Genomic DNA, 22,155 nt, shown 5'->3' with positions numbered 1-22,155 from the left:
TGATATAGAAGAAACAAAAAGAAAAAAGAAATGAGGTGAATGATATGTATGAGTTTGACACGATAGCAGCTATTTCGACTCCAATGGGAGAAGGAGCGATTGCCATTGTCCGCCTGAGCGGAGAGGAAGCGTTCCGGATCATTGATGAAATCTTTGTCACCCCATCCTCCAAGAAAATGAAAGACGTTGCCTCTCATACCATTCACTACGGACATATCGTAGATCCAAAAACGGATAAAATAATAGAAGAAGTAATGGTTTCGGTTATGCGAGGACCTAAAACTTTTACAAGAGAAGATGTGGTAGAAATAAACTGCCACGGCGGACTTGTTTCCGTCAATAAATTACTGCAGCTTGTATTGAGCAGGGGAGCAAGACTTGCCGAACCTGGAGAATTCACGAAGCGGGCGTTCTTGAACGGACGTATTGATCTTTCACAGGCAGAAGCGGTGATGGATTTGATCCGTGCCAAAACAGACCGTGCGATGAATGTGGCGTTAGGTCAAATGGAAGGTCGATTATCCAAACTGATTCAGAAACTTCGCCAAGAAATTTTAGAAACACTGGCGCATGTCGAAGTAAATATCGACTACCCGGAATATGATGATGTCGAAGAAATGACACATCAGTTATTGCTTGAGAAGTCCACTTATGTAAAAGAAGAACTGGAAAAACTGTTACAAACTTCCCAACAGGGTAAGATACTAAGAGAAGGTCTTTCTACCGTAATTATCGGGCGGCCAAATGTCGGGAAATCATCTCTGCTTAACAGTCTTGTCCATGAAAATAAGGCAATTGTCACCGATATTCCAGGGACAACACGTGATGTCATTGAGGAATATGTAAGTGTCCGAGGTGTGCCATTACGTCTGGTGGATACTGCAGGTATACGAGAAACTGAAGATATTGTAGAGCGTATTGGTGTCGAGAGATCTAGAGAAGTGTTGAAAAAAGCAGATCTGATTTTGCTTGTTTTAAACAATAACGATGACCTCACAATGGAGGACAAGCAGTTGTTTGAAGCGGTAAAAGGCATGGATGTCATTGTTATAGTCAATAAAACGGATTTGCCGACGAAAATTGATATAGGGCAAGTGAAAGAGCTTGCCAACCATCACACTGTCATTTCCACCTCTTTAAAAGAGGAACAAGGAATTGACGAATTAGAAGAGGCCATTTCTTCAATGTTCTTCCAAGGGGACCTAGAGGCAGGCGATATGACATATGTCTCAAACTCCCGTCATATCGGTTTGATCACTCAAGCCCAACAAGCACTTGAAGATGCGATAGTAGGAATGGAAAGCGGCGTGCCAATAGATATAGTACAAATAGATTTAACCAGAACGTGGGAAATACTTGGTGAAATTATCGGCGATGCGGTACATGAAAGCCTAATTGATCAGCTATTCTCACAATTTTGCTTAGGTAAATAGAATAGGAGGGAACAAACATGGAATATCATGCAGGTTCCTATGATGTAATTGTAATTGGTGCAGGTCATGCAGGGGTAGAAGCAGGACTGGCAGCAGCTCGTCAGGGAGCGAAAACGTTAATGGTGACCATTAACCTGGATATGGTCGCATTTATGCCATGTAATCCATCTGTCGGCGGTCCTGCCAAAGGAATTGTCGTGCGTGAAATTGATGCGCTTGGTGGAGAAATGGGAAGAAATATTGATAAAACGCATATTCAAATGCGTATGTTGAATACGGGGAAAGGTCCGGCGGTACGCGCGTTGCGTGCGCAGGCCGATAAATTCCTTTATCAGCATGAAATGAAGAAAACCATTGAAAACGAAGAAAATATCACATTGCTTCAAGGAATGGTCGAAAAGTTAATCGTCGAGGACGGCGTTTGTAAGGGTGTTATCACACAAACAGGTGCCATTTATGAATCCAAGACGGTCGTGATCACGACAGGGACATTCCTTCGTGGAAAAATTATACTAGGAGAACTTCAGTATTTAAGCGGTCCTAATAACCAACAGCCTTCTATCACGCTTTCCGAGCATTTAGAGGAGCTAGGGTTTGACTTGGTACGTTTTAAAACTGGAACACCTCCACGTGTTAATAGTGCATCCATCGACTATAGCAAAACGGAAATACAACCAGGCGATGATGTGCCGCGCGCGTTTTCCTATGAAACAACTGAATACATTACAGATCAGCTACCTTGCTGGTTAACTTATACTAGTGCCGAAACACACCAACTTATTGATGACAACCTTCACCGTTCCCCAATGTACTCTGGAATGATCAAGGGGACCGGGCCTAGGTATTGCCCGTCTATTGAGGATAAAGTGGTGCGGTTCAACGACAAGCCTAGACACCAAATTTTCTTAGAGCCAGAAGGAAGAAATACGCAAGAAGTATATGTTCAGGGACTTTCCACAAGTCTTCCGGAAGATGTGCAGCGTAAGATCCTTTCTACTATACCAGGCCTTGAAAATGTCCGCATGATGCGAGCGGGGTATGCCATTGAATATGATGCCATCGTCCCGACGCAATTATGGCCGACACTTGAAACCAAAAGAATTCAAAACCTTTATACAGCAGGACAAATTAACGGGACCTCGGGGTATGAGGAAGCGGCCGGGCAAGGAATCATGGCAGGTATCAATGCCGGAAGACGTGCCCTTGGTGAGGAAGATCTTATCTTAAGCCGCTCTGATGCATATATCGGGGTATTGATTGATGACCTGGTAACGAAAGGAACAAATGAACCATACAGATTGCTTACTTCCCGTGCGGAATATCGCTTGCTCTTGCGTCATGACAATGCAGACTTGCGTTTAACGGAAATAGGGCATAAAATCGGGCTTATTTCCCCGGAACGATTTGCAAAGTTTGAAGAGAAGAAACAAGAAATCGAAGCAGAAAAAGAACGCCTGCAATCTATCATTATTAAACCGAATGTACAGGTTCAGACCATCATTAGAGAAGCTGGCGGAAGCGAGCTGAAAGATGGCATCAGGGCAGCGGACCTTCTGAAGCGTCCTGAAATGACCTATAATCATATTCATCAGATGGTGCCTGCTGACAAGGAGATTTCTCCTGATGTAGCAGAACAGGTGGAAATTCAGGTAAAATATGAAGGGTATATTCAAAAGTCCCTTCAACAAGTGGATCGCTTGAAGAAAATGGAGAATAAGAAAATACCAGAAAACATCGATTACGATGACATTCACGGACTTGCGAACGAAGCAAGACAGAAGTTAAAAGAAGTACGTCCTTTATCCGTTGCCCAGGCTTCCAGAATATCAGGGGTAAACCCAGCGGACGTATCCATTTTGCTTGTCTATTTGGAACAAGGTCGTATCGCCAAAGTATCCAACGAGTAAATCCAACGATAGAAAGGATACGAACACATGAACAAAGAACAATTTATTTCTCTGTTGGAGGAGAAAGGGATTTCCCTTTCTTCTCAACAGCTTTCTCAATTTGATACATATTACAAGCTGCTGGTGGAATGGAATGAAAAGATGAATCTTACTGCCATCACGGATGAGGAAGAGGTTTATCTTAAACATTTCTATGATTCCATTACCGCATCGTTCTATGTGGATCTGAATCAAGAATTATCTCTATGTGATGTAGGAGCGGGTGCCGGTTTTCCAAGCATTCCTCTGAAAATATGTTTTCCAAACTTAAAGGTCACGATTGTGGACTCTTTGAATAAGCGAATTACATTTTTACAAAATCTTGCGAATGAGCTAGGTTTAAAAAATGTCCATTTCGTTCATGACAGAGCGGAAACCTTCGGGAAAAATGCGGACTATCGTGAGAAATTTGACCTTGTCACCGCAAGAGCAGTTGCCCGTTTATCTGTATTAAGCGAACTGTGCCTGCCACTTGTTAAAGAAGGCGGTATGTTTGTGCCGATGAAAGCTGCGGCTGCAAGCGACGAGCTGGAAAAAGGGAAAAAAGCCCTGCAAATATTAGGTGGGAAGTTAGAAAAGGTGCATTCTTTTTCCTTGCCATTAGAGGAAAGCGAAAGAAATATCCTGATCATCAATAAGATTAAATCTACACCGAAGAAGTACCCTCGTAAACCAGGTACACCGAATAAACAACCGTTGGAATAAAATTTAAACTTGCTTAGAATACCTCGTTTCATGTGAAACATTTTGATCGGAAAAACAGGACTTATTAACGTGAAAAGCGAATTACGTTAATAGGGATTCTATCCATAAGGTGGTGGAACTATGAAGTCTCCGTTCTCTCGTTTTTTTGGAATCGGCGAAAAAGAAGAACAGGAAATAGTAGAAAAGACTGATCATGAAAAAATTATGCAGGTAGCTGTAAAGGACATTGTTCCGAATAGATACCAACCACGTACTGTTTTTGTAGATGAAAGAATTGAAGAGTTATCTCTGACTATCCGGACGCATGGAATTATCCAGCCTATCGTCGTCCGTCAATTTGATGAGGACAAATATGAGATTATTGCTGGAGAACGCCGTTGGAGAGCGGTTCAGAAGCTGGGTTGGGAAACCATTCCTGCCATTGTAAAAGAATTTAACGATGCAGAAACAGCCTCTGTTGCCCTTATTGAGAATCTTCAACGTGAAGAGTTATCGGCAATTGAAGAAGCAATCGCATATTCCAAGCTGTTGGAATTGCATAGTTTGACACAAGAAGCTCTGGCTCAGCGCTTAGGAAAAGGGCAATCCACTGTGGCAAACAAACTTCGTCTTTTAAAGCTGCCTTCTGATATTCAAGATGCCCTTCTACAGAAAAAAATTACAGAGCGTCATGCACGTGCCCTAATTCCGTTAAAGCTACCGGAAAAACAGGTGGCTGTTCTTGCTGAAATTCTTGAAAAGCAATTGAATGTCAAGCAAACAGAGGAGCGTGTAGTAAAAATGCTTGAAGCTGCCAATCCAAAACCAAAAGGCTAAGCGAAAAGCCTTCAGTAAAGATATGCGTATTGCGATGAATACGATCCGTCAATCACTTACAATGGTAAACGACAGCGGCATCAAGCTCGACTCACAAGAAGAAGAAACCGAAGAATATTACCAATTCACGATCCGCATACCGAAAAAATAATACCACTATAGGGATGGCCCTCGCCGTTATTTATCACAAACCTAGCAATCTAGTAATTTTACTAGTAGCTACGCCTAGATAAGTAATAAGCGAAGCCATCTTTTTTTATAAAGATAAGGTAATAAAAAAATTGTTGATTTCCGTTTCAAGCGCTTCGCTTTGCCTGCGGGCGGTCCGTAAGCCTCCTCACTCCGTTGCGGGGTCTTACCTGTCCCTTCCTCCCGCGGGCGTCTGCGCGCCTTACACTTCAATCAACAAGATGACCTCATTAACTAAATGGTTGTAAAAGTCATCAAACTAAATTAACTGAAAAAGCACTAACATTTTGCTTTCGTTATTCTCTAGCTGTGGATTGGAGCAAATGGCGAAGACTCCTCGAAAATGCTACGCATTTTCTTCGTGCGAAGTATCGCTTTCGAAGCCTTCCTTGTCCTGCGGGGGAGTAGCGGCAAAGTTGAGACCCCGCAGCGGATGCGAGGAGGCTCAAGGTCGCCCCGCGGAAAGCGCAGCCATTTGCGGAAAGTAACAGCGGTGGTTAACCTCATATTTTTTTAGCAATGATGGATTATTTCCCGAGAAACATTCTTCGACAATTTCCCTGTCACCCCCTTCCCAATAATTATTCTCAAAAACAAGTTAAATTTCAGTCAATTCATGATAAAATAAATGAGAAACTTAAATAACATTAAATCGAATCTTCAACAATAGAGAAGTTTCTAGCTGTTGATTGGAGCACAGGGCGAAGACTCCTGAGGGAGATCGCGGTAGCTTGAGACCCCGCAACGAAGTGAGGAGGCTCAAGCACCGCCCCTAGGAAAGCGGAGCCCAGTGCGGAAATCAACAGCGTCGTAACCCGAACCAACGAATAAAAAGTATGTTCTTTTCTGAAGGCAGGTGACGGCATGGGCAGAATTATTGCTATTGCTAACCAAAAAGGTGGAGTTGGAAAAACGACTACATCCGTTAACTTAGGTGCTTGTTTAGCCTACATTGGTAAAAGAGTGCTTTTAGTAGATGTGGACCCACAAGGAAACGCCACAAGTGGAGTGGGAATCGAAAAAGCAGAAGTCCATCAGTGTATTTATGATATTTTAGTAGAAGATGTGGAAGCAAAAAAGGCGATCCTCCCAACAAAGGTAGAGAACCTTTCCATCATCCCAGCAACCATACAACTCGCAGGTGCAGAAATTGAACTAGTTCCTACTATTTCAAGAGAAGTGCGTTTGAAAAGAGCATTAGATGATGTGAAGCATCTTTTCGACTACATAATCATCGATTGTCCCCCATCTTTGGGCTTATTGACTATCAACGCTTTAACAGCTTCTGATGCAGTTGTGATACCGGTACAATGCGAATATTATGCACTTGAAGGATTAAGTCAGCTATTAAATACGGTAAGACTCGTACAAAAACATTTAAATAAAGAACTTATGATTGATGGTGTCTTGCTTACGATGCTAGATGCCAGAACAAATTTGGGTATTCAAGTAATTGAAGAAGTGAAAAAGTATTTCCAAGATAAAGTGTATCGAACCATTATTCCTCGTAATGTTCGTTTAAGTGAAGCGCCAAGCCATGGAGAACCCATCATTATTTATGATCCGAAGTCACGTGGAGCGGAAGTTTACTTAGAATTAGCAAAGGAAGTGGTGACACATGGGTAAAGGATTAGGTAAAGGTATAAATGCGCTGTTTCCTTCTATTGAAGCTTCCAAGGAAGAAGCTGTTCAAGAAATCAGTATCAAGGAAGTGCGACCAAACCCCTACCAGCCTCGTAAATACTTTGAGCCAGAAGCAATACAAGAATTGAAAGAATCCATTTTACAACATGGAATCCTTCAACCGATTATTGTTCGCAAAAGTATTAAAGGATACGAAATTGTCGTCGGGGAACGCCGTTTTCGGGCTGCAAAAGAGGCGAAACTGTCTAAAGTTCCTGTCGTAATCCGCTCATTGACGGAACAGCAAATGATGGAACTTGCTCTTTTGGAGAATTTACAGCGTGAGGATCTTACACCGATTGAAGAAGCCGCCGCCTATCAATCCTTAATGGTGAAACTGGAACTGACACAGGAACAGTTAGCAAGCAGGCTTGGGAAAAGCAGGCCACATATTGCGAATCATATTCGTCTATTATCCCTTCCAAAAACTGTACAAGAGCTGATGAATGATGGAAAACTTTCCATGGGACACGGCCGTGCATTATTAGGGCTTAAAAGGAAAGAGAAATTAAAAGCGGTCATTGACAAAGTGTTGCAAGAACATTTAAATGTGCGTCAGTTAGAACAGTTGATTCAGCAGTTGAACGAAAGTGTTCCACGTGAAACGAAAAAGGACCCTGAGGAAAAGGACATTTTCCTTAAGGACCACGAATCCGTATTAAGGGAGCGTTTTGGTACTTCTGTTTTTATCAAGCGTACGAAAAACAAGGGTAAAATAGAGATAGAATTCTTCTCTGATGATGACCTGAACAGATTATTAGAATTATTAGCTCAAACAGAAGAATAAAAAGCAGATCACTTCATGGTGGTTTGCTTTTTTGGATAGGCGTTACTTTAATAGAAATGGGGCTTTAGAGTGGTTTTATTAGGAACCATTGTGAATGGTATATGTATTGTGCTTGGTACATTTATAGGAAAAATCTTCACACGTATTCCAGAAAACACGAAAGAAACGGTGATGAAAATCATCGGCCTTGCTGTATTTTTACTTGGGGCACAGATGGGTTTTAAAAGTAATGAATTTCTGATTGTCATCATCAGTCTGGTAGTAGGTGCGGTGCTAGGTGAGTGGATCAATCTTGACCGCAAGCTGAACAATGTAGGCAATTGGCTGGAAAGTAAGATGGGGTCAAAACAGCAGGGCTCCGTATCAAAGGGATTTGTAACGGCAACGCTCATCTTTGTTATCGGAGCAATGTCGGTTGTCGGTTCTTTGGATAGTGGCCTTAGGGGCGATCATCAGGTCCTGTACACAAAATCTATCATTGATGGCTTCACAAGTATTGTTCTGACCACGACTTTAGGGATCGGGGTTTTGTTTTCTGCCATCCCTGTCATGATATATCAAGGAAGTATCGCTTTATTTGCTACTCAAATTGACCGGTTTGTCCCATCAGATTTACTGGAGTTGCTCATTTTTGAGATCACCGCTACCGGAGGGGTCATGATTATGGCAATTGGAATGAATATCATAGGTGTAACCGCCATTCGAGTGGCCAATTTGCTTCCGGGAATATTAGTAGCAGCCGCTCTTGTACTTGTTCAATACTTTTTTATTATGTGAATTTATCTTCCCTTGAAAGGTCGACTCTCTATGGTCGGCCTTTTTTCTATTCTTGCGTTTGAATGAATGGTGGTTCAGTGTCCCTGGCAGCGGATGCAAGGAAATTCTTCCGTTCAATGGCTCGATCCAATTCTTGAATGGATTGTGCTACCACGGTGGCCATTTTCATGACAAGACTTAGTCTCGTATTCTGTAAAACGAAGAACTCCATAAAACCACTAACATTGACAATTCCTGTAATATGCATATCCCCTACTGGCGGCAAATCCTTCTTCACTCCAGCTCCAGGCATCACAGGTCCTTCGCCTATAGTAATTTGACCTACACTTTTCAATCTTCCAAGACAGGCATCAATTCCAATAATAAAAGGAGTAAGGTGCTTTGCCTGGATATATGCGAGCTTCTCTTCTAGATTAACAGCATGTATAGGATCATCTAATGTGCCATATACATGAACATGATCAAGCTTTATATCGTGAAGCTTTGTGCCGACTAGTGGTCCCAGGGAATCTCCAGTTGACCGGTCAGTGCCGATGCATACAATCACGATGGGGCGGTACACCAGGCTTGTAGGAAGGTTGGATTGTAAAGTAAGTGCAAGTTCCTTGTATGCATTTACTTCATCATGAGCAATACGAATATTGCCTCCCTTCTTCTCAAAAAAATTAGATTTAAGATTCATAGGTTCCACTCCTTCTTAATAGTAGTAACAGTATACGACTATTGATGGGAAACTATACGTCCACTTTTTTATTTTTGGATATTTTAGGGGGTTGCATGTATGTGGAAAAGCGGGTTTCGCTGGATGTTTTTAATATTGGGAACAGTGATTGGCGCAGGGTATGCATCCGGACGGGAACTATGGCAGTTTTTCGGTTCGGAAAGCGGACTAGCCATTCTATTATTCACCTTGTTCTTTATCATTTCGTGTTATGTGATCCTGCAAATCAGCAGCAAAGAGCAGTCTGAACATTTCTCCCCCGTCCTAAGAAAACTTGTCGGAGTGAGGGCATCGTACCTATACAATATAGTAATGGTCGTTTACTTATTTACCACGACAGTCGTGATGCTAGCAGGTGGCGGGGCGGCGTTACAGGTCTTTTCCATCCCTTATTGGGGCGGAATTGCAATCATATGCGTCTTATTGATTTTGTTGTTCGTTTACGACGTCAAAGGAATGGTAACGGTAAACGTCGTGATTATCCCAATCATTGTGTTGACCTTAGCCTATGTGCTGATAGATGCAGTGCTCAACAGCCCGGATGCCGTTCCCACCTCCGTGCTTGAACAAAGCAACTGGCCAGCTGGATTTACTTTTACAGCATTGAATATCCTTCCACTTGTAGCCGTTTTATCTGCAATAGGAAAAGAAGTAAAAGGCAAAGGGGAAATTTTCATTGCAAGTGTAGGGAGCGGGGTTATTTTGGGAGTCATCTCGCTTTTTTATAACCAAACGCTTATTTTGGTACAGAGTAAGCTAGGCCTTTTCGAAATCCCACTCTTTGCCATCATTCAGAGTTACCCGTTTTATATGCTATTCTTCATGACCATCCTGCTTTGGGTGGCAATTTATACCACGGCGGCCTCCGGTTTGCTCGGGTTAGTGACGAGATTTCGAAATGTCATTCCAATACCGCTTTGGCTCATGTGCTTATTATTCATTTTATTAATGGTTCCCTTCACCGCAGTGGGCTTTTCCGTCCTCGTAGCAATACTTTACCCGCTATTTGGCTTAATCAATCTCTATCTGCTCGTTTGTATTCTGCTTTATCCAATTAAAAACCGAGAAAACTAGTAAGAAGATGCTTCTTTTGTTTTAGTAAAATAGCAAATTGTGGGGAATCTAGGAGTAAATAAATGAAGATACCGAGGTAAAATGAATATGGAATGGACAAACCGAGTGCTAATACAAATGAAAGATTCCTTACTGAATGAGGATCTTTGGGTTTCTATCGGAGAAGGATTACTGAAAATTATTCTGATCATCCTTGTAGCAGGCATGATAATAAAAATAGGAAAAAACCTCGTTCATAACTTTGTGAAACTAAGAGAAAAAGGGCCTATCCGTATATCGGAACGAAGAGAAAACACCCTTTTGAAACTGCTGCAGAATGTGTTAACGTACGTAGTCTATTTTGTTGCCTTCATTATGATTTTAGAAATAGTCCATATTGATGTCAGGGCACTTTTGGCCGGGGCGGGAATTGTTGGCCTTGCTGTCGGATTTGGGGCTCAAAACTTGGTAAGAGATATCATTACAGGCTTTTTTATTATATTCGAAGACCAATTTTCTGTTGGGGATTATATCAGAACCGGCACATTTGAGGGGTATGTGGAAGAGATAGGCCTTCGGACTACGAAAATAAAAAGTTGGACAGGGGAATTGCATATATTGCCCAATGGCAGTATTGTAGAACTAACGAATTTCTCCATTCATAATAGCGTTGCCGTAGTGGATGTAAGCATCGCATATGAAGGAAAAATAGAAGAAGCGGAGCGAGTAATTCAAGAATTGCTTGCAGAAATGCCGGCAAGGTATGTGGAAATGACAGAACCACCAGAACTGCTCGGCATTCAAACGTTGGGCAACTCCGAGGTTGTACTCAGAATCACATGTGAAACAGTGCCGATGAAGCATTGGTATATCGGGCGTTCGATCAGAAAGGAAGTCAAAAATCGTCTGGATGAAGCGGGCATTGAAATTCCTTTTCCACGACTGGTGCTCTATAACCGGGAACCAAAGCAAGACGGGCATGCTTCCAATTGAGATAGAAAAGTAGGGAGTGTAGAAATATGACAGATAAAGAATTCGGTTTACATGATGTAGTAGAAATGAAAAAAGAACACCCATGCGGGACAAACAGATGGAAAGTAGTACGAATGGGAATGGACATCCGCATCAAATGCGAAGGCTGCGACCACACCGTCCTCATGCCACGAAAAGAATTTACAAGGAAGATAAAGAAGATATTGGTAAGAAGTGAAGAATAATAGCTCATTTAAGCCAGTATATAGCTGTTGATTGGAGCAAAAGGCGTAGACTCCTGCGGGAGAGTAGCGACATTGTTGAGACCCCGCAACGAAGTGAGGAGGCTCAAGGTCGCCCCGCGGAAAGCGAAGCCTTTTGAGGAAATCAACAGCGGCAACTGGAATTCAAATAAACTTGTCTTTTCCTCCCATTCTATCTATAATTGTGGGAGGTTTAAATATGTGTTAACGGAAGTTAGGAGTGGATAAAAATGGCTTTAACAGCAGGTATCGTTGGTCTTCCAAACGTAGGGAAATCAACGCTTTTTAATGCAATCACACAAGCGGGGGCGGAATCTGCCAACTACCCGTTCTGTACCATAGATCCGAACGTAGGTATCGTAGATGTTCCAGATGAGCGTCTGCAAAAATTAACAGAACTTGTAAATCCGAAGAAAACAGTACCAACACACTTCGAATTTACCGATATTGCCGGGATTGTAAAAGGTGCCAGCAAAGGGGAAGGCCTTGGAAACAAGTTCTTATCTCACATCCGTCAAGTAGACGCAATTTGTCACGTGGTTCGTTGCTTTGCTGATGACAACATCACCCACGTATCCGGTGGAGTGAACCCGATTAATGACATCGAAACCATCAACCTTGAGCTTATTTTAGCTGACTTGGAATCTGTCGATAAGCGTCTTGAGCGTGTAGCGAAATTGGCGAAGCAAAAAGATAAAGAAGCAGTATATGAGCATGAAGTGCTTGTCCTTGTTAAAGAAGCGCTTGAAAACGAGCTTCCCGCACGTACAGTGGAAGTAACGGACGAGCAAGTGAAATACTTAAAAGGCATGCACCTATTAACAAGCAAGCCAGTCCTTTATGTAGCTAATGTTGGCGAAGACGACGTAGCCGACACTTCTGATAACGAATATGTTCAACAGGTTCGTGAATTTGCTGAAAAAGATAATGCAGAAGTTATCACAGTTTGTGCGAAAATCGAGTCTGAAATAGTAGAATTAGATGCAGACGAAAAAGCGATGTTCCTTGAGGAGCTTGGCATTAAAGAATCTGGTCTAGATCAACTGATCCGTGCTGCTTACAACTTGCTTGGTCTTGCTACTTACTTTACAGCAGGAGTTCAGGAAGTTCGTGCATGGACATTCCGTTCAGGCATGAAAGCTCCACAATGTGCGGGAGTCATCCATACTGACTTTGAACGCGGGTTTATCCGTGCAGAAACGGTATCCTATGAAGATTTACTTGCAGCAGGCTCTCACACAGCTGCCAAAGAAGCAGGAAAAGTCCGCCTAGAAGGAAAAGAATACATCGTAAAAGACGGAGACGTCATCCACTTCCGCTTTAACGTATAATATTTATTAAAAGAGAGGGGGGAGTTCCTCTCTTTTTTATTTTATGAATAATGCAGTAACCAAGTTGATCGTAGTGGAAGGCGCGCAGACTTCTGCGGGAGGAAGGGACAGGGAAGACCCCGCAACGAAGATCAACTGTATAACGAAACAACTAGGACATGTTGCAAAAAATCCACCCCTCTGGTATAATCTTAATTTGTGAGTAATGATTATTTATAATTGATTGCTCCTTGCCCACTAAGGGCCGCTTAGACCAAAAGGAGGTGACTGTGATGAACAAGTACGAAATCATGTATATCATCCGTCCAAACATTGAGGAAGACGCTAAAAAAGCTCTTACAGAACGTTTCAATACGATCCTAACTGACAACGGTGCAGATCTTACTGAATCCAAAGAGTGGGGAAAACGCCGCTTAGCATACGAAATCAATGATTTCCGTGACGGCTACTATATGCTAGTAAACGTAGCTGCTGAGCCAGCTGCAGTTCAAGAGTTTGATCGTCTTGCTAAAATCAGCGAAGACATCATCCGTCATATTGTTGTTAAAAAAGAAGTTAAATAATAGTTGTCCTCTTTATGGACGTCGTCTCAAGGAGGAGTGGTTCTGATGTTAAATCGCGTAGTATTGGTAGGTCGCTTAACGAAAGACCCTGAATTGCGCTATACCCCAAGTGGAGTGGCGGTTGCTACATTTACATTGGCAGTCAATCGTACGTTCCAGAATCAGCAAGGCGAACGCGAAGCTGACTTCATCAACTGTGTTGTCTGGAGAAAACAAGCTGAAAACGCAGCAAACTTTCTGAAAAAAGGAAGCTTGGCTGGAGTGGATGGCAGGTTGCAGACACGTAATTATGAAGGCCAAGATGGAAAACGTGTGTACGTAACGGAAGTAGTGGCAGAAGGTGTTCAATTCTTAGAACCTAAGGGATCCGGCGGTTCAGGAAATGGAAATGCATCTCGTCCTAATCCAAATCAAAATCAAGGCTATGGTTCATCACCTAACTTTGGGTATGATCAGAACCAACAGCGTAGCAATAACAACAACCAAGGTTATACTCGTGTTGATGACGACCCATTTAAGAACGATGGCCAACCAATTGATATATCCGATGACGATTTGCCGTTCTAATTCTAGAAGGAATCGTTTTATAAAAATGGCTGCATAAGCCGAAAAATCTAAAAAAAAGAGGTGAATAAAATGGCAGGAGGACGCAGAGGTGGACGTAACAAACGTCGTAAGGTTTGTTATTTCACAGCTAACGGTATTACTCATATCGATTACAAAGATACTGATGTACTAAAAAAGTTCGTTTCTGAGCGTGGTAAAATTTTACCTCGTCGTGTAACAGGAACTAGCGCTAAATACCAACGTAAATTAACGATCGCGATCAAACGCGCTCGTCAAATGGCATTACTACCATACGTTTCTGGTGAGTAATACAGCCGAATAAATAAAAAGGAAGGCAGTGAGAGAATATCTTGCTGCCTTCCTTTTTGCTACTAAGATAATAAGCGTAGTTATAAATTCTACCCTGTTGTCCGGAGTGCAAGGTGTGAGACTCCTGAGGGGGAGTAACGGTTGATTGAGACCCCGCAGGCAAAGCCGAGGAGGCTCAAACACCGTCCCGCGGAAAGTGAACACCTGGAACGGAGGACAACAGGGAGTTTATGCTATCATCTACATAACATTTGATTGTAATAGAATCTTAAGGATAAACTATACATATTGTGTAACTAAGCGTTCTTGGAGGTTTATACTTATGAAAGAAACAAAACATATAACAGAAGGAGCAGCACTGCTCGGTATCTATGTCCTGCTCCTTCTCATGACACTCTTCATTCCTTTTATAGGGCTCATCACCTTCGCCCTCGTTGTCCCGTTTGTCGTCTATACAGCAAGAAACGGGTGGAAATCAGGGATATGGCTCATAGTAGTTGCCGGAGTGCTTAGTGTACTGATTGGGTCACCGGTTGCTCTTGCCCTGAGCATACCAGCTAGTACTGGCGGTGTCGTCATGGGACATCTTATCCAAAAGAAAGCTAGCCGTTATGCCATTTTGGGCGCTGCTACAGGGGTATTCCTGCTCAATTATATCCTTGCGTATGTGGTGGCAATCGTCCTTTTTAATATTGATTTTATTAGAAGTCATGCAAGAGATGATAAGGGAGTCTATACAGGCATCAGAAGCAATAGCTACCTCGCTCGGTCAAGAAAATGCAAAAGAAGCGGTGGCGGTATTAGAGGAGTCCCTAGGTTATACAAGTTATCTACTACCTACCATGTTGGTATTAACCTCTTTTGTACATGCCTATTTCTCGCAACTCATCACCTTTTTTATTTATTAAAAGGTTAAAAGTGAAGGTTAGTCCTTTCCCTCCATTCAGGGAATTGATGCTTCCAAAAAGTCTGTTGTGGTATTACTTAATTGTCTTAATTTTATCGATTATGGCACCAGAAGAAGGGGACAACTTTATTTATGGTAGTCCTAAACCTTTCCTTCATTTTTAATGCTATTAATGACGGTGCAAGGGTTCTCATTTATTTTCTACTTCTGTTATATAAAAAAGATCTCCAAAGCCATTCCGATTACACTGGTCATTTTATCCTTCCTAATCACTCCTTTGGTCTATATAATAAGAATGATAGGAATAATAGATATCGGTTTTCAACTTAGAGATAGGATACAGGGAAAGAATCAAGGAAAATAAATGAGCTAAACTATTAATTAGGAGCTGAACATACATGCCTAATTATTTCGAAAAACTGAATCTGCGTTATCCCGTCTATTTATTGTTTGTCATCGCACTGATTCAACTTGGGATAATTGTGTTTTTCCAATGGCAAATAGGGATTGTCAGCTTTCTGCTCCTAGGCTTGGTTGTATATCTTTACATCAAAGTGGAACAAAAGGCTAAAAAAGAAATGGAAACGTACATTTCCACCCTTTCCTACCGGTTAAAAAAGGTTGGGGAAGAAGCGTTAATGGAAATGCCTATTGGTATTATGCTTTATAACGACGATTATCAAATCGAATGGACGAATCCGTTTCTCGCTTCCTGTTTTCATGAAGAAACGCTTGTTGGCAGGTCGTTATATGATGTTGGAGAAAATTTGATTCCTCTTTTAAAGCAGGATATCGAAACGGAAACGATTCCTTTGCATGATAGGAAATATAAAGTGGTCATCAAGAAAGCAGAACGTCTTATCTACTTTTTTGACATTACCGAACAGACGCATATTGAAAAGTTATATGAAGACGAGCGAACGGTTCTTGGTATCATTTTCTTAGATAATTATGATGAAGTGACACAGGGAATGGATGATCAAACGAAAAGCGCGATCAACAGCCAAGTGACCTCCATTATTAATAAATGGTCTATGGAGAACGGCGTATTCTTGAAAAGAACGTCAATGGAACGTTTTATTGTCGTATTAAATGAACATATCCTTGTGCAATTGGAGAAGAACAAGTTTTCCATATTAGATGAGGTTCGTGAACAAACATCCAAACAAAACATGCCTCTTACATTAAGTGTTGGCATTGGTACAGGAGTCCCCTCTCTTCCTGAGCTAGGACACCTTGCCCAATCAAGTCTAGACCTTGCCTTGGGCCGCGGTGGCGACCAGGTTGCCATCAAGCAGACCAATGGGAAGGTACGCTTCTATGGAGGCAAAACAAATCCGATGGAGAAACGGACACGTGTACGTGCACGCGTTATCTCCCATGCATTGAAGGAACTGATCCACGAAAGTGACAAAGTGATTATCATGGGTCATCGCTACCCGGACATGGACGCGCTTGGAGCGGCCATCGGGATTGCCAAAGTAGCAGAGCTCAATCATAAAAATGCGTATATCGTTTTAAACAATCAGGAAATTGATGCCGGCATTCACCGTCTGTTGGAGGAATTGAAAGGTCATAGTGAGCTTTGGGAAAAGTTCATCTCACCGGAAGATGCCTTTGAGATAGCGACAGGCGATACGTTGCTGGTAGTGGTCGATACCCATAAGCCTTCCCTCGTGATTGAGGAAAAGCTGCTAAGTAAAATCGATAATGTGGTGGTGATTGATCACCACAGACGTGGAGAGGATTTTATAGAGGATCCGTTGCTTGTGTATATGGAGCCATATGCTTCCTCCACTGCGGAGCTTGTTACAGAGCTCTTGCAATACCAGCCCAAGCGCATCAAAATCACAATGCTTGAAGCGACCGCCCTGTTAGCTGGTATAATAGTAGATACGAAAAGCTTCACGGTCCGTACCGGTTCCCGTACATTTGATGCAGCATCCTATTTGCGCTCGCAAGGGGCAGACACCATTCTTGTGCAAAAGCTATTAAAAGAAAATCTTGACCGCTTTGTGAAACGCGCCAAGTTGATAGAAAGTGCGTATCTGTTCCAAGAAGGCATTGTTATTGCCAAAGGTATACCTGAAGAGTCCTTTGATCAGGTGATGATTGCCCAGGCTGCAGACACGCTGCTTGCGATGAGCGACATCAATACTTCTTTTGTCATCGCGCACAGAAACGGTGAGCAGGTAAGCATCAGTGCAAGATCGCTCGGGGATGTCAACGTACAGGTTGTCATGGAGAACCTTGGCGGCGGCGGGCATCTGACAAATGCAGCCACACAGATGAATACGACCATTGATGAAGCAGAAGAACAATTGAAACAAGCAATAACAGAGTACTTAGAAGGAGGTTCCAAAGAATGAGGGTAATATTTTTAAAAGATGTTAAAGGTAAAGGCAAAAAAGGCGAAGTGAAAAACGTGGCAGATGGTTATGCCCATAATTTTCTACTAAAACAAGGGTTGGCGATGGAGGCTTCAAATGGTAACCTTAAATCATTGGAAGCTCAAAAGAACAAAGAGGCCAAAGAAGCGGAACAAGAGGTTGAAAACGCAAAGAAATTAAAAGAGACGTTGGAAAAGCTTACGCTTGAATTCCAAACTAAAGCAGGTGAAGGCGGCCGTTTATTCGGTAGCATCACCACAAAGCAAATTGCAGAAGAGCTTCAAAAGAAGCATAAAATAAAGATCGATAAGCGCAAAATGGAGCTAAATGATGCCATCCGCGCGTTAGGCTATACAAATGTACCTGTAAAGCTGCATACAGAGGTTACAGCAACCTTGAAGGTGCATGTAACAGAACAGAAGTAAGAAAAGTGCTCGGCAATTGCCGAGTTTTCTTTATGAGAGCTTAGAGAGGATTCGCTTTCTGGGAGGAGGAACAGGGATGAGTGATATTTTTGAAGATCGAATACCACCACAAAATATAGAAGCGGAACAGGCGGTCATCGGGGCTATTTTCCTAGAACCGTCCGCACTGACATTGGCATCTGAGCTTGTCATGCCAGATGACTTTTACCGCGCTGCCCATCAAAAGATATATGACTGCATGCTGAATCTTTCCGACCGGGGCGAACCGGTCGATCTGGTCACAGTCACATCCGAGCTTGCAAACTTGAAGCTTTTAGAAGAAGTTGGAGGGGTATCGTATCTGAGTGATATAGCAGGTTCGGTGCCAACTGCAGCCAATATTGAGTATTACGCAAAGATAGTAGAAGAAAAGTCTATTCTCCGCCGTCTGATTCGTACCGCAACTAACATCGCCCAAGAAGGCTACAGCAGGGAAGATGAAGTAGCGGGATTATTGAACGAAGCGGAAAAGCAGATCCTAGAAGTATCACAACGGAAAAACTCCGGTGTGTTCCAAAACATTAAGGATGTCTTGGTTAAAACGTATGATAATATCGAAACCCTTCATAATCGTAAAGGAGAAGTGACGGGGATTGAGACAGGCTTTACCGAATTGGACAAAATGACGGCAGGTTTTCAGCGAAACGATTTGATTATCATCGCTGCGCGTCCTTCTGTTGGTAAAACGGCATTTGCCTTGAATATCGCGCAAAACGTCGCAACGAAGGCTCGTGAGAATGTTGCGATCTTCAGTCTGGAGATGGGCGCTGAGCAGCTGGTTATGAGGATGCTTTGTGCAGAAGGAAACATCAACGCACAAAACCTCAGGACAGGCCAATTGACCGCTGAGGATTGGAGCAAGCTGACGATGGCAATGGGTAGCTTGTCCAATGCGGGTATCTACATTGATGATACGCCAGGTATCCGTGTCAGCGAGATTCGTTCCAAATGCCGGCGTCTAAGACAGGAGAGCGGCCTTGGAATGATTCTGATTGACTACCTGCAATTAATTCAAGGTAGTGGACGCGGCGGCGGTGAGAACCGTCAGCAGGAAGTTTCCGAGATTTCTCGTTCCTTAAAAGCGTTGGCAAGGGAATTAGAAGTTCCTGTTATTGCCTTGTCTCAGCTGTCCCGTGGAGTGGAGCAGCGTCAAGACAAGCGTCCGATGATGTCTGATATCCGTGAATCCGGAAGTATTGAGCAGGATGCCGATATTGTTGGTTTCTTATATCGTGATGACTATTACGACAAAGAAAGTGAGAACAAAAACATCATCGAGATCATCCTGGCCAAACAGCGTAACGGTCCTGTTGGTACAGTTTCCTTGGCTTTCGTAAAAGAATATAATAAATTTGTTAATTTGGAGCGGCGATTTGATGATGAATCCGTCCCTCCAGGGGCATAATAAAAGGCATCTACGTCATGTAGGTGCCTTTTTAAACTTTCTCGAGCATAATTTAAAGTAATCCGTCTTATTTACGAACAAATTCAATATTAAATTTATGTAACGTTCGTGTTTTGGTTGACTTTCTAGTTTACAGCTGATAAACTTACTTTTGTTGAAAAATGTATTTAAAAAGTTACATATTTAGTGGAGGTGTACGCTCTATGGCATCAGTAGTCGTAGTAGGAACACAATGGGGAGACGAAGGAAAAGGGAAAATTACCGATTTTCTTTCTGAGAATGCAGAGCTTATTGCACGTTACCAAGGCGGTAATAACGCAGGACACACAATTAAATTTAACGGTGAAACATATAAATTACACTTAATACCTTCTGGAATTTTTTATAACGACAAGACTTGTGTTATCGGTAACGGTATGGTTGTTGATCCTAAAGCATTAATAAAAGAATTAAAATATTTACATGACCGCGGAGTAAGTACTGATAACTTACGTATTTCTGATAGAGCACATGTTATTCTTCCGTACCACTTGAAGCTTGACGAAGTGGAAGAAGAGCGCAAAGGTGCAAACAAGATCGGTACAACGAAAAAAGGGATCGGACCAGCTTATATGGACAAAGCGGCACGCGTTGGGATCCGTATTGCTGACTTGCTTGACCGTGAACTTTTCGAAGCGAAGCTTGCCCACAACTTAGCGGAGAAAAATCGTTTGCTTGAAAAAATGTACGAAACAGAAGGATTCAAGTTAGAAGATATCCTGGATGAGTACTATGAGTACGGACAGCAATTTGCCAAGTACGTAACAGATACTTCCGTTGTATTAAACGATGCGCTTGATGATGGACGTCGCGTTCTTTTTGAAGGTGCACAAGGGGTTATGCTTGATATCGACCAAGGAACATACCCATTCGTAACTTCTTCCAACCCAGTAGCTGGTGGAGTTACGATCGGTTCTGGAGTAGGTCCTTCTAAAATAGACCACGTTGTAGGAGTTGCGAAAGCTTACACGACTCGTGTTGGTGACGGTCCTTTCCCAACAGAACTAGACAATGAAATTGGTTACCAAATCCGTGAAGTGGGAAGAGAGTATGGTACAACAACTGGACGCCCTCGCCGTGTAGGTTGGTTTGACAGTGTGGTTGTTCGTCACGCTCGTCGCGTAAGTGGAATGACAGACCTTTCTTTGAACTCCATCGACGTATTAACAGGTATTGAAACGTTGAAGATTTGTGTAGCTTACAAATACAAAGGCGAAGTGATGGAAGCATTCCCAGCAAGCTTAAAAGTACTTGCTGAGTGTGAGCCGGTATATGAAGAAATGCCAGGCTGGACAGAAGACATCACTGGCGTTAAAAGCTTAAGTGAGCTTCCAGAAAACGCTCGTCACTACATTGAGCGCGTATCTCAGCTTACAGGCATTCCATTGTCCATCTTCTCTGTAGGGCCAGATCGCTCTCAGACGAATGTGGTACGCAGTGTGTATGCGAAGTAATATATAAAAGTTTTAGGATTGCCTCTTCTCCTTGGTGTAGGATGAAGGGGTTTTTTATTTGGTTTGGTGATGGTTGAGTTGTTGATTGCCGTGCTCCATGGAGATTGCTTATGAAGACACTTTCATTGGAGAAACTAGTGCGAAAGTGTCTTCATGGAGAGTATGAAGACACTTATGACAAAAAAATTCTCACCAAAGTGTCATCATACTTCAGATGAAGACACATTCAATGTAATTTTTTGCTTCAAAGTGTCTTCATACTTCAGATGAAGACACATTCAATGTAATTTTTTGCTTCAAAGTGTCTTCATTACAATCAGTAAGTCCCCTTTCTTCTTTTTTACTAGATGAGTTTTAGTAAGTTTTATAGAAGTTGCTATTTTTTTAAAAAAGTTATTGCAAGTTTTAATGATAGTATGATATTATTAAAAACGTCGTCAAAAGAGATTCAAAGTTACATAAGGCGAAGTTGTTCTTAGGTGCCATTAGCTCAGTCGGTAGAGCACGTTGAATAAGCTACGAAGCAAAACCTCAGCGCACTCGTTGATATACAACCTGATTAAGCTAGTAGAGACGAGGGCGTCAACAGAGTAAGCTTCCTCGAATCTATGTAAATGCAAAGCAGTACTTTAATAGTTAAAATATTTTTATAATGTGCCATTAGCTCAGTCGGTAGAGCATCTGACTTTTAATCAGAGGGTCGAAGGTTCGAGTCCTTCATGGCACACCATTTTCTTTTAAAAAGTAAGGCCCATTGGTCAAGCGGTTAAGACACCGCCCTTTCACGGCGGTAACACGGGTTCGAATCCCGTATGGGTCACCATTTTTCTTTTAACTTAGGTCCCGTGGTGTAGCGGTTAACATGCCTGCCTGTCACGCAGGAGATCGCCGGTTCGATCCCGGTCGGGACCGCCATTTATGGCTCGGTAGCTCAGTTGGTAGAGCAATGGACTGAAAATCCATGTGTCGGCGGTTCGATTCCGTCCCGAGCCATCACAAAGCAGTACGTTCATTTAAAATGAGCGTGCTGTTTTTTTGTATCTATATATTTTTTGCTGGGTTTTTTACTTTATACAGATTCTATACCCCCGAAGCCTCGTTCAACCAAGCAGCTCAGTCAAATAGAGGGGCTCTATACGCTCGAAGCCCGTTTCAACCAGGCAGCTCGGTTAAATAGAAGCGTTCTATATGCCCGAAGCCTGGCTCAAACAGTCAGCTCGGTTAAATAGAAGCGTTCTATATGCCCGAAGCCTGGCTCAAACAGTCAGCTCGGTTAAATAGAAGCGTTCTATACGCCCGAAGCCTGGCTGAAACAGTCAGTTCGGTCAAATAGAATCACTATTAAGCTCGGGGTTGCGGTATTGAACCTCCACCGATTCAA

21 protein-coding genes, 4 tRNA genes and 1 pseudogene are annotated in these 22,155 nt (G+C 42.5%); 25 read left to right on the top strand and 1 reads right to left on the bottom strand.

The features are described 5' to 3' along the window. Positions 1–44 precede the first annotated feature (44 nt). From mnmE to M313_RS0116625, 7 genes and pseudogenes are all read left to right on the top strand, one after another. A complete protein-coding gene (gene mnmE, locus M313_RS0116655; RefSeq protein ID WP_010197881.1) occupies positions 45–1,433 on the top strand; it encodes a tRNA uridine-5-carboxymethylaminomethyl(34) synthesis GTPase MnmE in 1,389 nt (462 codons plus the stop codon). Positions 1,434–1,450: 17 nt separating this feature from the next. After that, positions 1,451–3,340 (top strand): tRNA uridine-5-carboxymethylaminomethyl(34) synthesis enzyme MnmG, encoded by a 1,890-nt coding sequence (mnmG, locus tag M313_RS0116650; protein WP_010197880.1) that lies wholly within the window; start codon positions 1,451–1,453, stop codon positions 3,338–3,340. 27 nt (positions 3,341–3,367) lie between these two features. Next, entirely contained in the window at positions 3,368–4,084 is a 717-nt protein-coding gene (gene rsmG, locus M313_RS0116645) for a 16S rRNA (guanine(527)-N(7))-methyltransferase RsmG (protein ID WP_010197879.1), read from the top strand. A gap of 120 nt (positions 4,085–4,204) precedes the next feature. After that, positions 4,205–5,051 (top strand): annotated as a pseudogene (gene noc, locus M313_RS23895) (nucleoid occlusion protein). A 902-nt stretch (positions 5,052–5,953) separates the two neighbouring features. Then, a complete protein-coding gene (locus tag M313_RS0116635; protein WP_010197875.1) occupies positions 5,954–6,715 on the top strand; it encodes a ParA family protein in 762 nt (253 codons plus the stop codon). Next, positions 6,708–7,559 carry a ParB/RepB/Spo0J family partition protein gene (locus tag M313_RS0116630; protein ID WP_010197874.1) on the top strand — a complete coding sequence of 284 codons (852 nt, stop codon included), beginning with the start codon at positions 6,708–6,710 and terminating at the stop codon, positions 7,557–7,559. The genes M313_RS0116635 and M313_RS0116630 overlap by 8 nt, the downstream gene beginning before the upstream one ends. Before the next feature lie 69 nt (positions 7,560–7,628). Continuing rightward, on the top strand, positions 7,629–8,336 hold the full coding sequence (locus M313_RS0116625) for a DUF554 domain-containing protein (RefSeq protein WP_010197873.1): 708 nt from the start codon (positions 7,629–7,631) through the stop codon (positions 8,334–8,336). A gap of 46 nt (positions 8,337–8,382) precedes the next feature. Here the strand turns inward: M313_RS0116625 and yyaC are convergent, their stop codons facing one another. Then, positions 8,383–9,018, bottom strand: coding sequence for a spore protease YyaC (gene yyaC / locus M313_RS23890; RefSeq protein WP_010197872.1), 636 nt, complete (start codon positions 9,016–9,018; stop codon positions 8,383–8,385). Between the two features lie 99 nt (positions 9,019–9,117). Between yyaC and M313_RS0116615 the strand changes: the two genes are divergently transcribed. From M313_RS0116615 to M313_RS0116535, 18 genes are all read left to right on the top strand, one after another. After that, positions 9,118–10,131 (top strand): YkvI family membrane protein, encoded by a 1,014-nt coding sequence (locus M313_RS0116615; RefSeq protein WP_010197870.1) that lies wholly within the window; start codon positions 9,118–9,120, stop codon positions 10,129–10,131. 87 nt (positions 10,132–10,218) lie between these two features. After that, positions 10,219–11,103 carry a mechanosensitive ion channel family protein gene (locus M313_RS0116610; RefSeq protein ID WP_010197868.1) on the top strand — a complete coding sequence of 295 codons (885 nt, stop codon included), beginning with the start codon at positions 10,219–10,221 and terminating at the stop codon, positions 11,101–11,103. A 26-nt stretch (positions 11,104–11,129) separates the two neighbouring features. Then, positions 11,130–11,327 carry a DUF951 domain-containing protein gene (locus M313_RS0116605; RefSeq protein ID WP_010197867.1) on the top strand — a complete coding sequence of 66 codons (198 nt, stop codon included), beginning with the start codon at positions 11,130–11,132 and terminating at the stop codon, positions 11,325–11,327. 248 nt (positions 11,328–11,575) lie between these two features. Next, a complete protein-coding gene (ychF, locus tag M313_RS0116600; protein WP_010197864.1) occupies positions 11,576–12,676 on the top strand; it encodes a redox-regulated ATPase YchF in 1,101 nt (366 codons plus the stop codon). 272 nt (positions 12,677–12,948) lie between these two features. After that, on the top strand, positions 12,949–13,239 hold the full coding sequence (gene rpsF / locus M313_RS0116590; protein WP_010197860.1) for a 30S ribosomal protein S6: 291 nt from the start codon (positions 12,949–12,951) through the stop codon (positions 13,237–13,239). A gap of 45 nt (positions 13,240–13,284) precedes the next feature. Next, entirely contained in the window at positions 13,285–13,806 is a 522-nt protein-coding gene (ssb, locus tag M313_RS0116585; RefSeq protein WP_010197858.1) for a single-stranded DNA-binding protein, read from the top strand. 69 nt (positions 13,807–13,875) lie between these two features. Continuing rightward, complete coding sequence (gene rpsR, locus M313_RS0116580) at positions 13,876–14,115, top strand: 30S ribosomal protein S18 (protein ID WP_010197852.1); 240 nt, start codon at positions 13,876–13,878, stop codon at positions 14,113–14,115. A gap of 322 nt (positions 14,116–14,437) precedes the next feature. Next, complete coding sequence (locus M313_RS24705) at positions 14,438–15,031, top strand: DUF2232 domain-containing protein (RefSeq protein WP_010197850.1); 594 nt, start codon at positions 14,438–14,440, stop codon at positions 15,029–15,031. Beyond that, positions 14,983–15,186: a DUF2232 domain-containing protein gene (locus M313_RS27055; protein WP_083800963.1), complete on the top strand. Its 204-nt coding sequence runs from the start codon at positions 14,983–14,985 to the stop codon at positions 15,184–15,186. Before M313_RS24705 ends, M313_RS27055 begins: the two co-directional genes overlap by 49 nt. Then, the gene (locus M313_RS27050; RefSeq protein ID WP_083800962.1) at positions 15,186–15,386 is read left to right on the top strand and encodes a DUF2232 domain-containing protein; all 201 of its coding nucleotides are present in this window, start codon (positions 15,186–15,188) and stop codon (positions 15,384–15,386) included. The genes M313_RS27055 and M313_RS27050 overlap by 1 nt, the downstream gene beginning before the upstream one ends. Positions 15,387–15,420: 34 nt before the next feature. Then, on the top strand, positions 15,421–17,391 hold the full coding sequence (locus M313_RS0116570) for a DHH family phosphoesterase (protein WP_010197846.1): 1,971 nt from the start codon (positions 15,421–15,423) through the stop codon (positions 17,389–17,391). Next, positions 17,388–17,837 (top strand): 50S ribosomal protein L9, encoded by a 450-nt coding sequence (rplI, locus tag M313_RS0116565; RefSeq protein ID WP_010197844.1) that lies wholly within the window; start codon positions 17,388–17,390, stop codon positions 17,835–17,837. Before M313_RS0116570 ends, rplI begins: the two co-directional genes overlap by 4 nt. A 76-nt stretch (positions 17,838–17,913) precedes the next feature. Then, the gene (dnaB, locus tag M313_RS0116560) at positions 17,914–19,281 is read left to right on the top strand and encodes a replicative DNA helicase (protein WP_010197842.1); all 1,368 of its coding nucleotides are present in this window, start codon (positions 17,914–17,916) and stop codon (positions 19,279–19,281) included. Between the two features lie 203 nt (positions 19,282–19,484). After that, positions 19,485–20,774 (top strand): adenylosuccinate synthase, encoded by a 1,290-nt coding sequence (locus tag M313_RS0116555; RefSeq protein WP_010197840.1) that lies wholly within the window; start codon positions 19,485–19,487, stop codon positions 20,772–20,774. Between the two features lie 654 nt (positions 20,775–21,428). Next, positions 21,429–21,504, top strand: a tRNA-Lys gene (locus tag M313_RS0116550). Between the two features lie 18 nt (positions 21,505–21,522). Beyond that, a tRNA-Glu gene (locus M313_RS0116545) sits at positions 21,523–21,597 on the top strand. A gap of 16 nt (positions 21,598–21,613) precedes the next feature. Next, positions 21,614–21,689, top strand: a tRNA-Asp gene (locus tag M313_RS0116540). Between the two features lie 5 nt (positions 21,690–21,694). Further along, positions 21,695–21,767, top strand: a tRNA-Phe gene (locus M313_RS0116535). Positions 21,768–22,155 lie beyond the last annotated feature (388 nt).

Origin of the sequence: Bacillus sp. m3-13, from assembly GCF_000175075.1 — a bacterium.
Classification (GTDB): Bacteria; Bacillota; Bacilli; order Bacillales; family Bacillaceae_I; genus Sutcliffiella_A; species Sutcliffiella_A horikoshii_C.
This window is presented reverse-complemented; position numbering and strand designations above follow the sequence as displayed.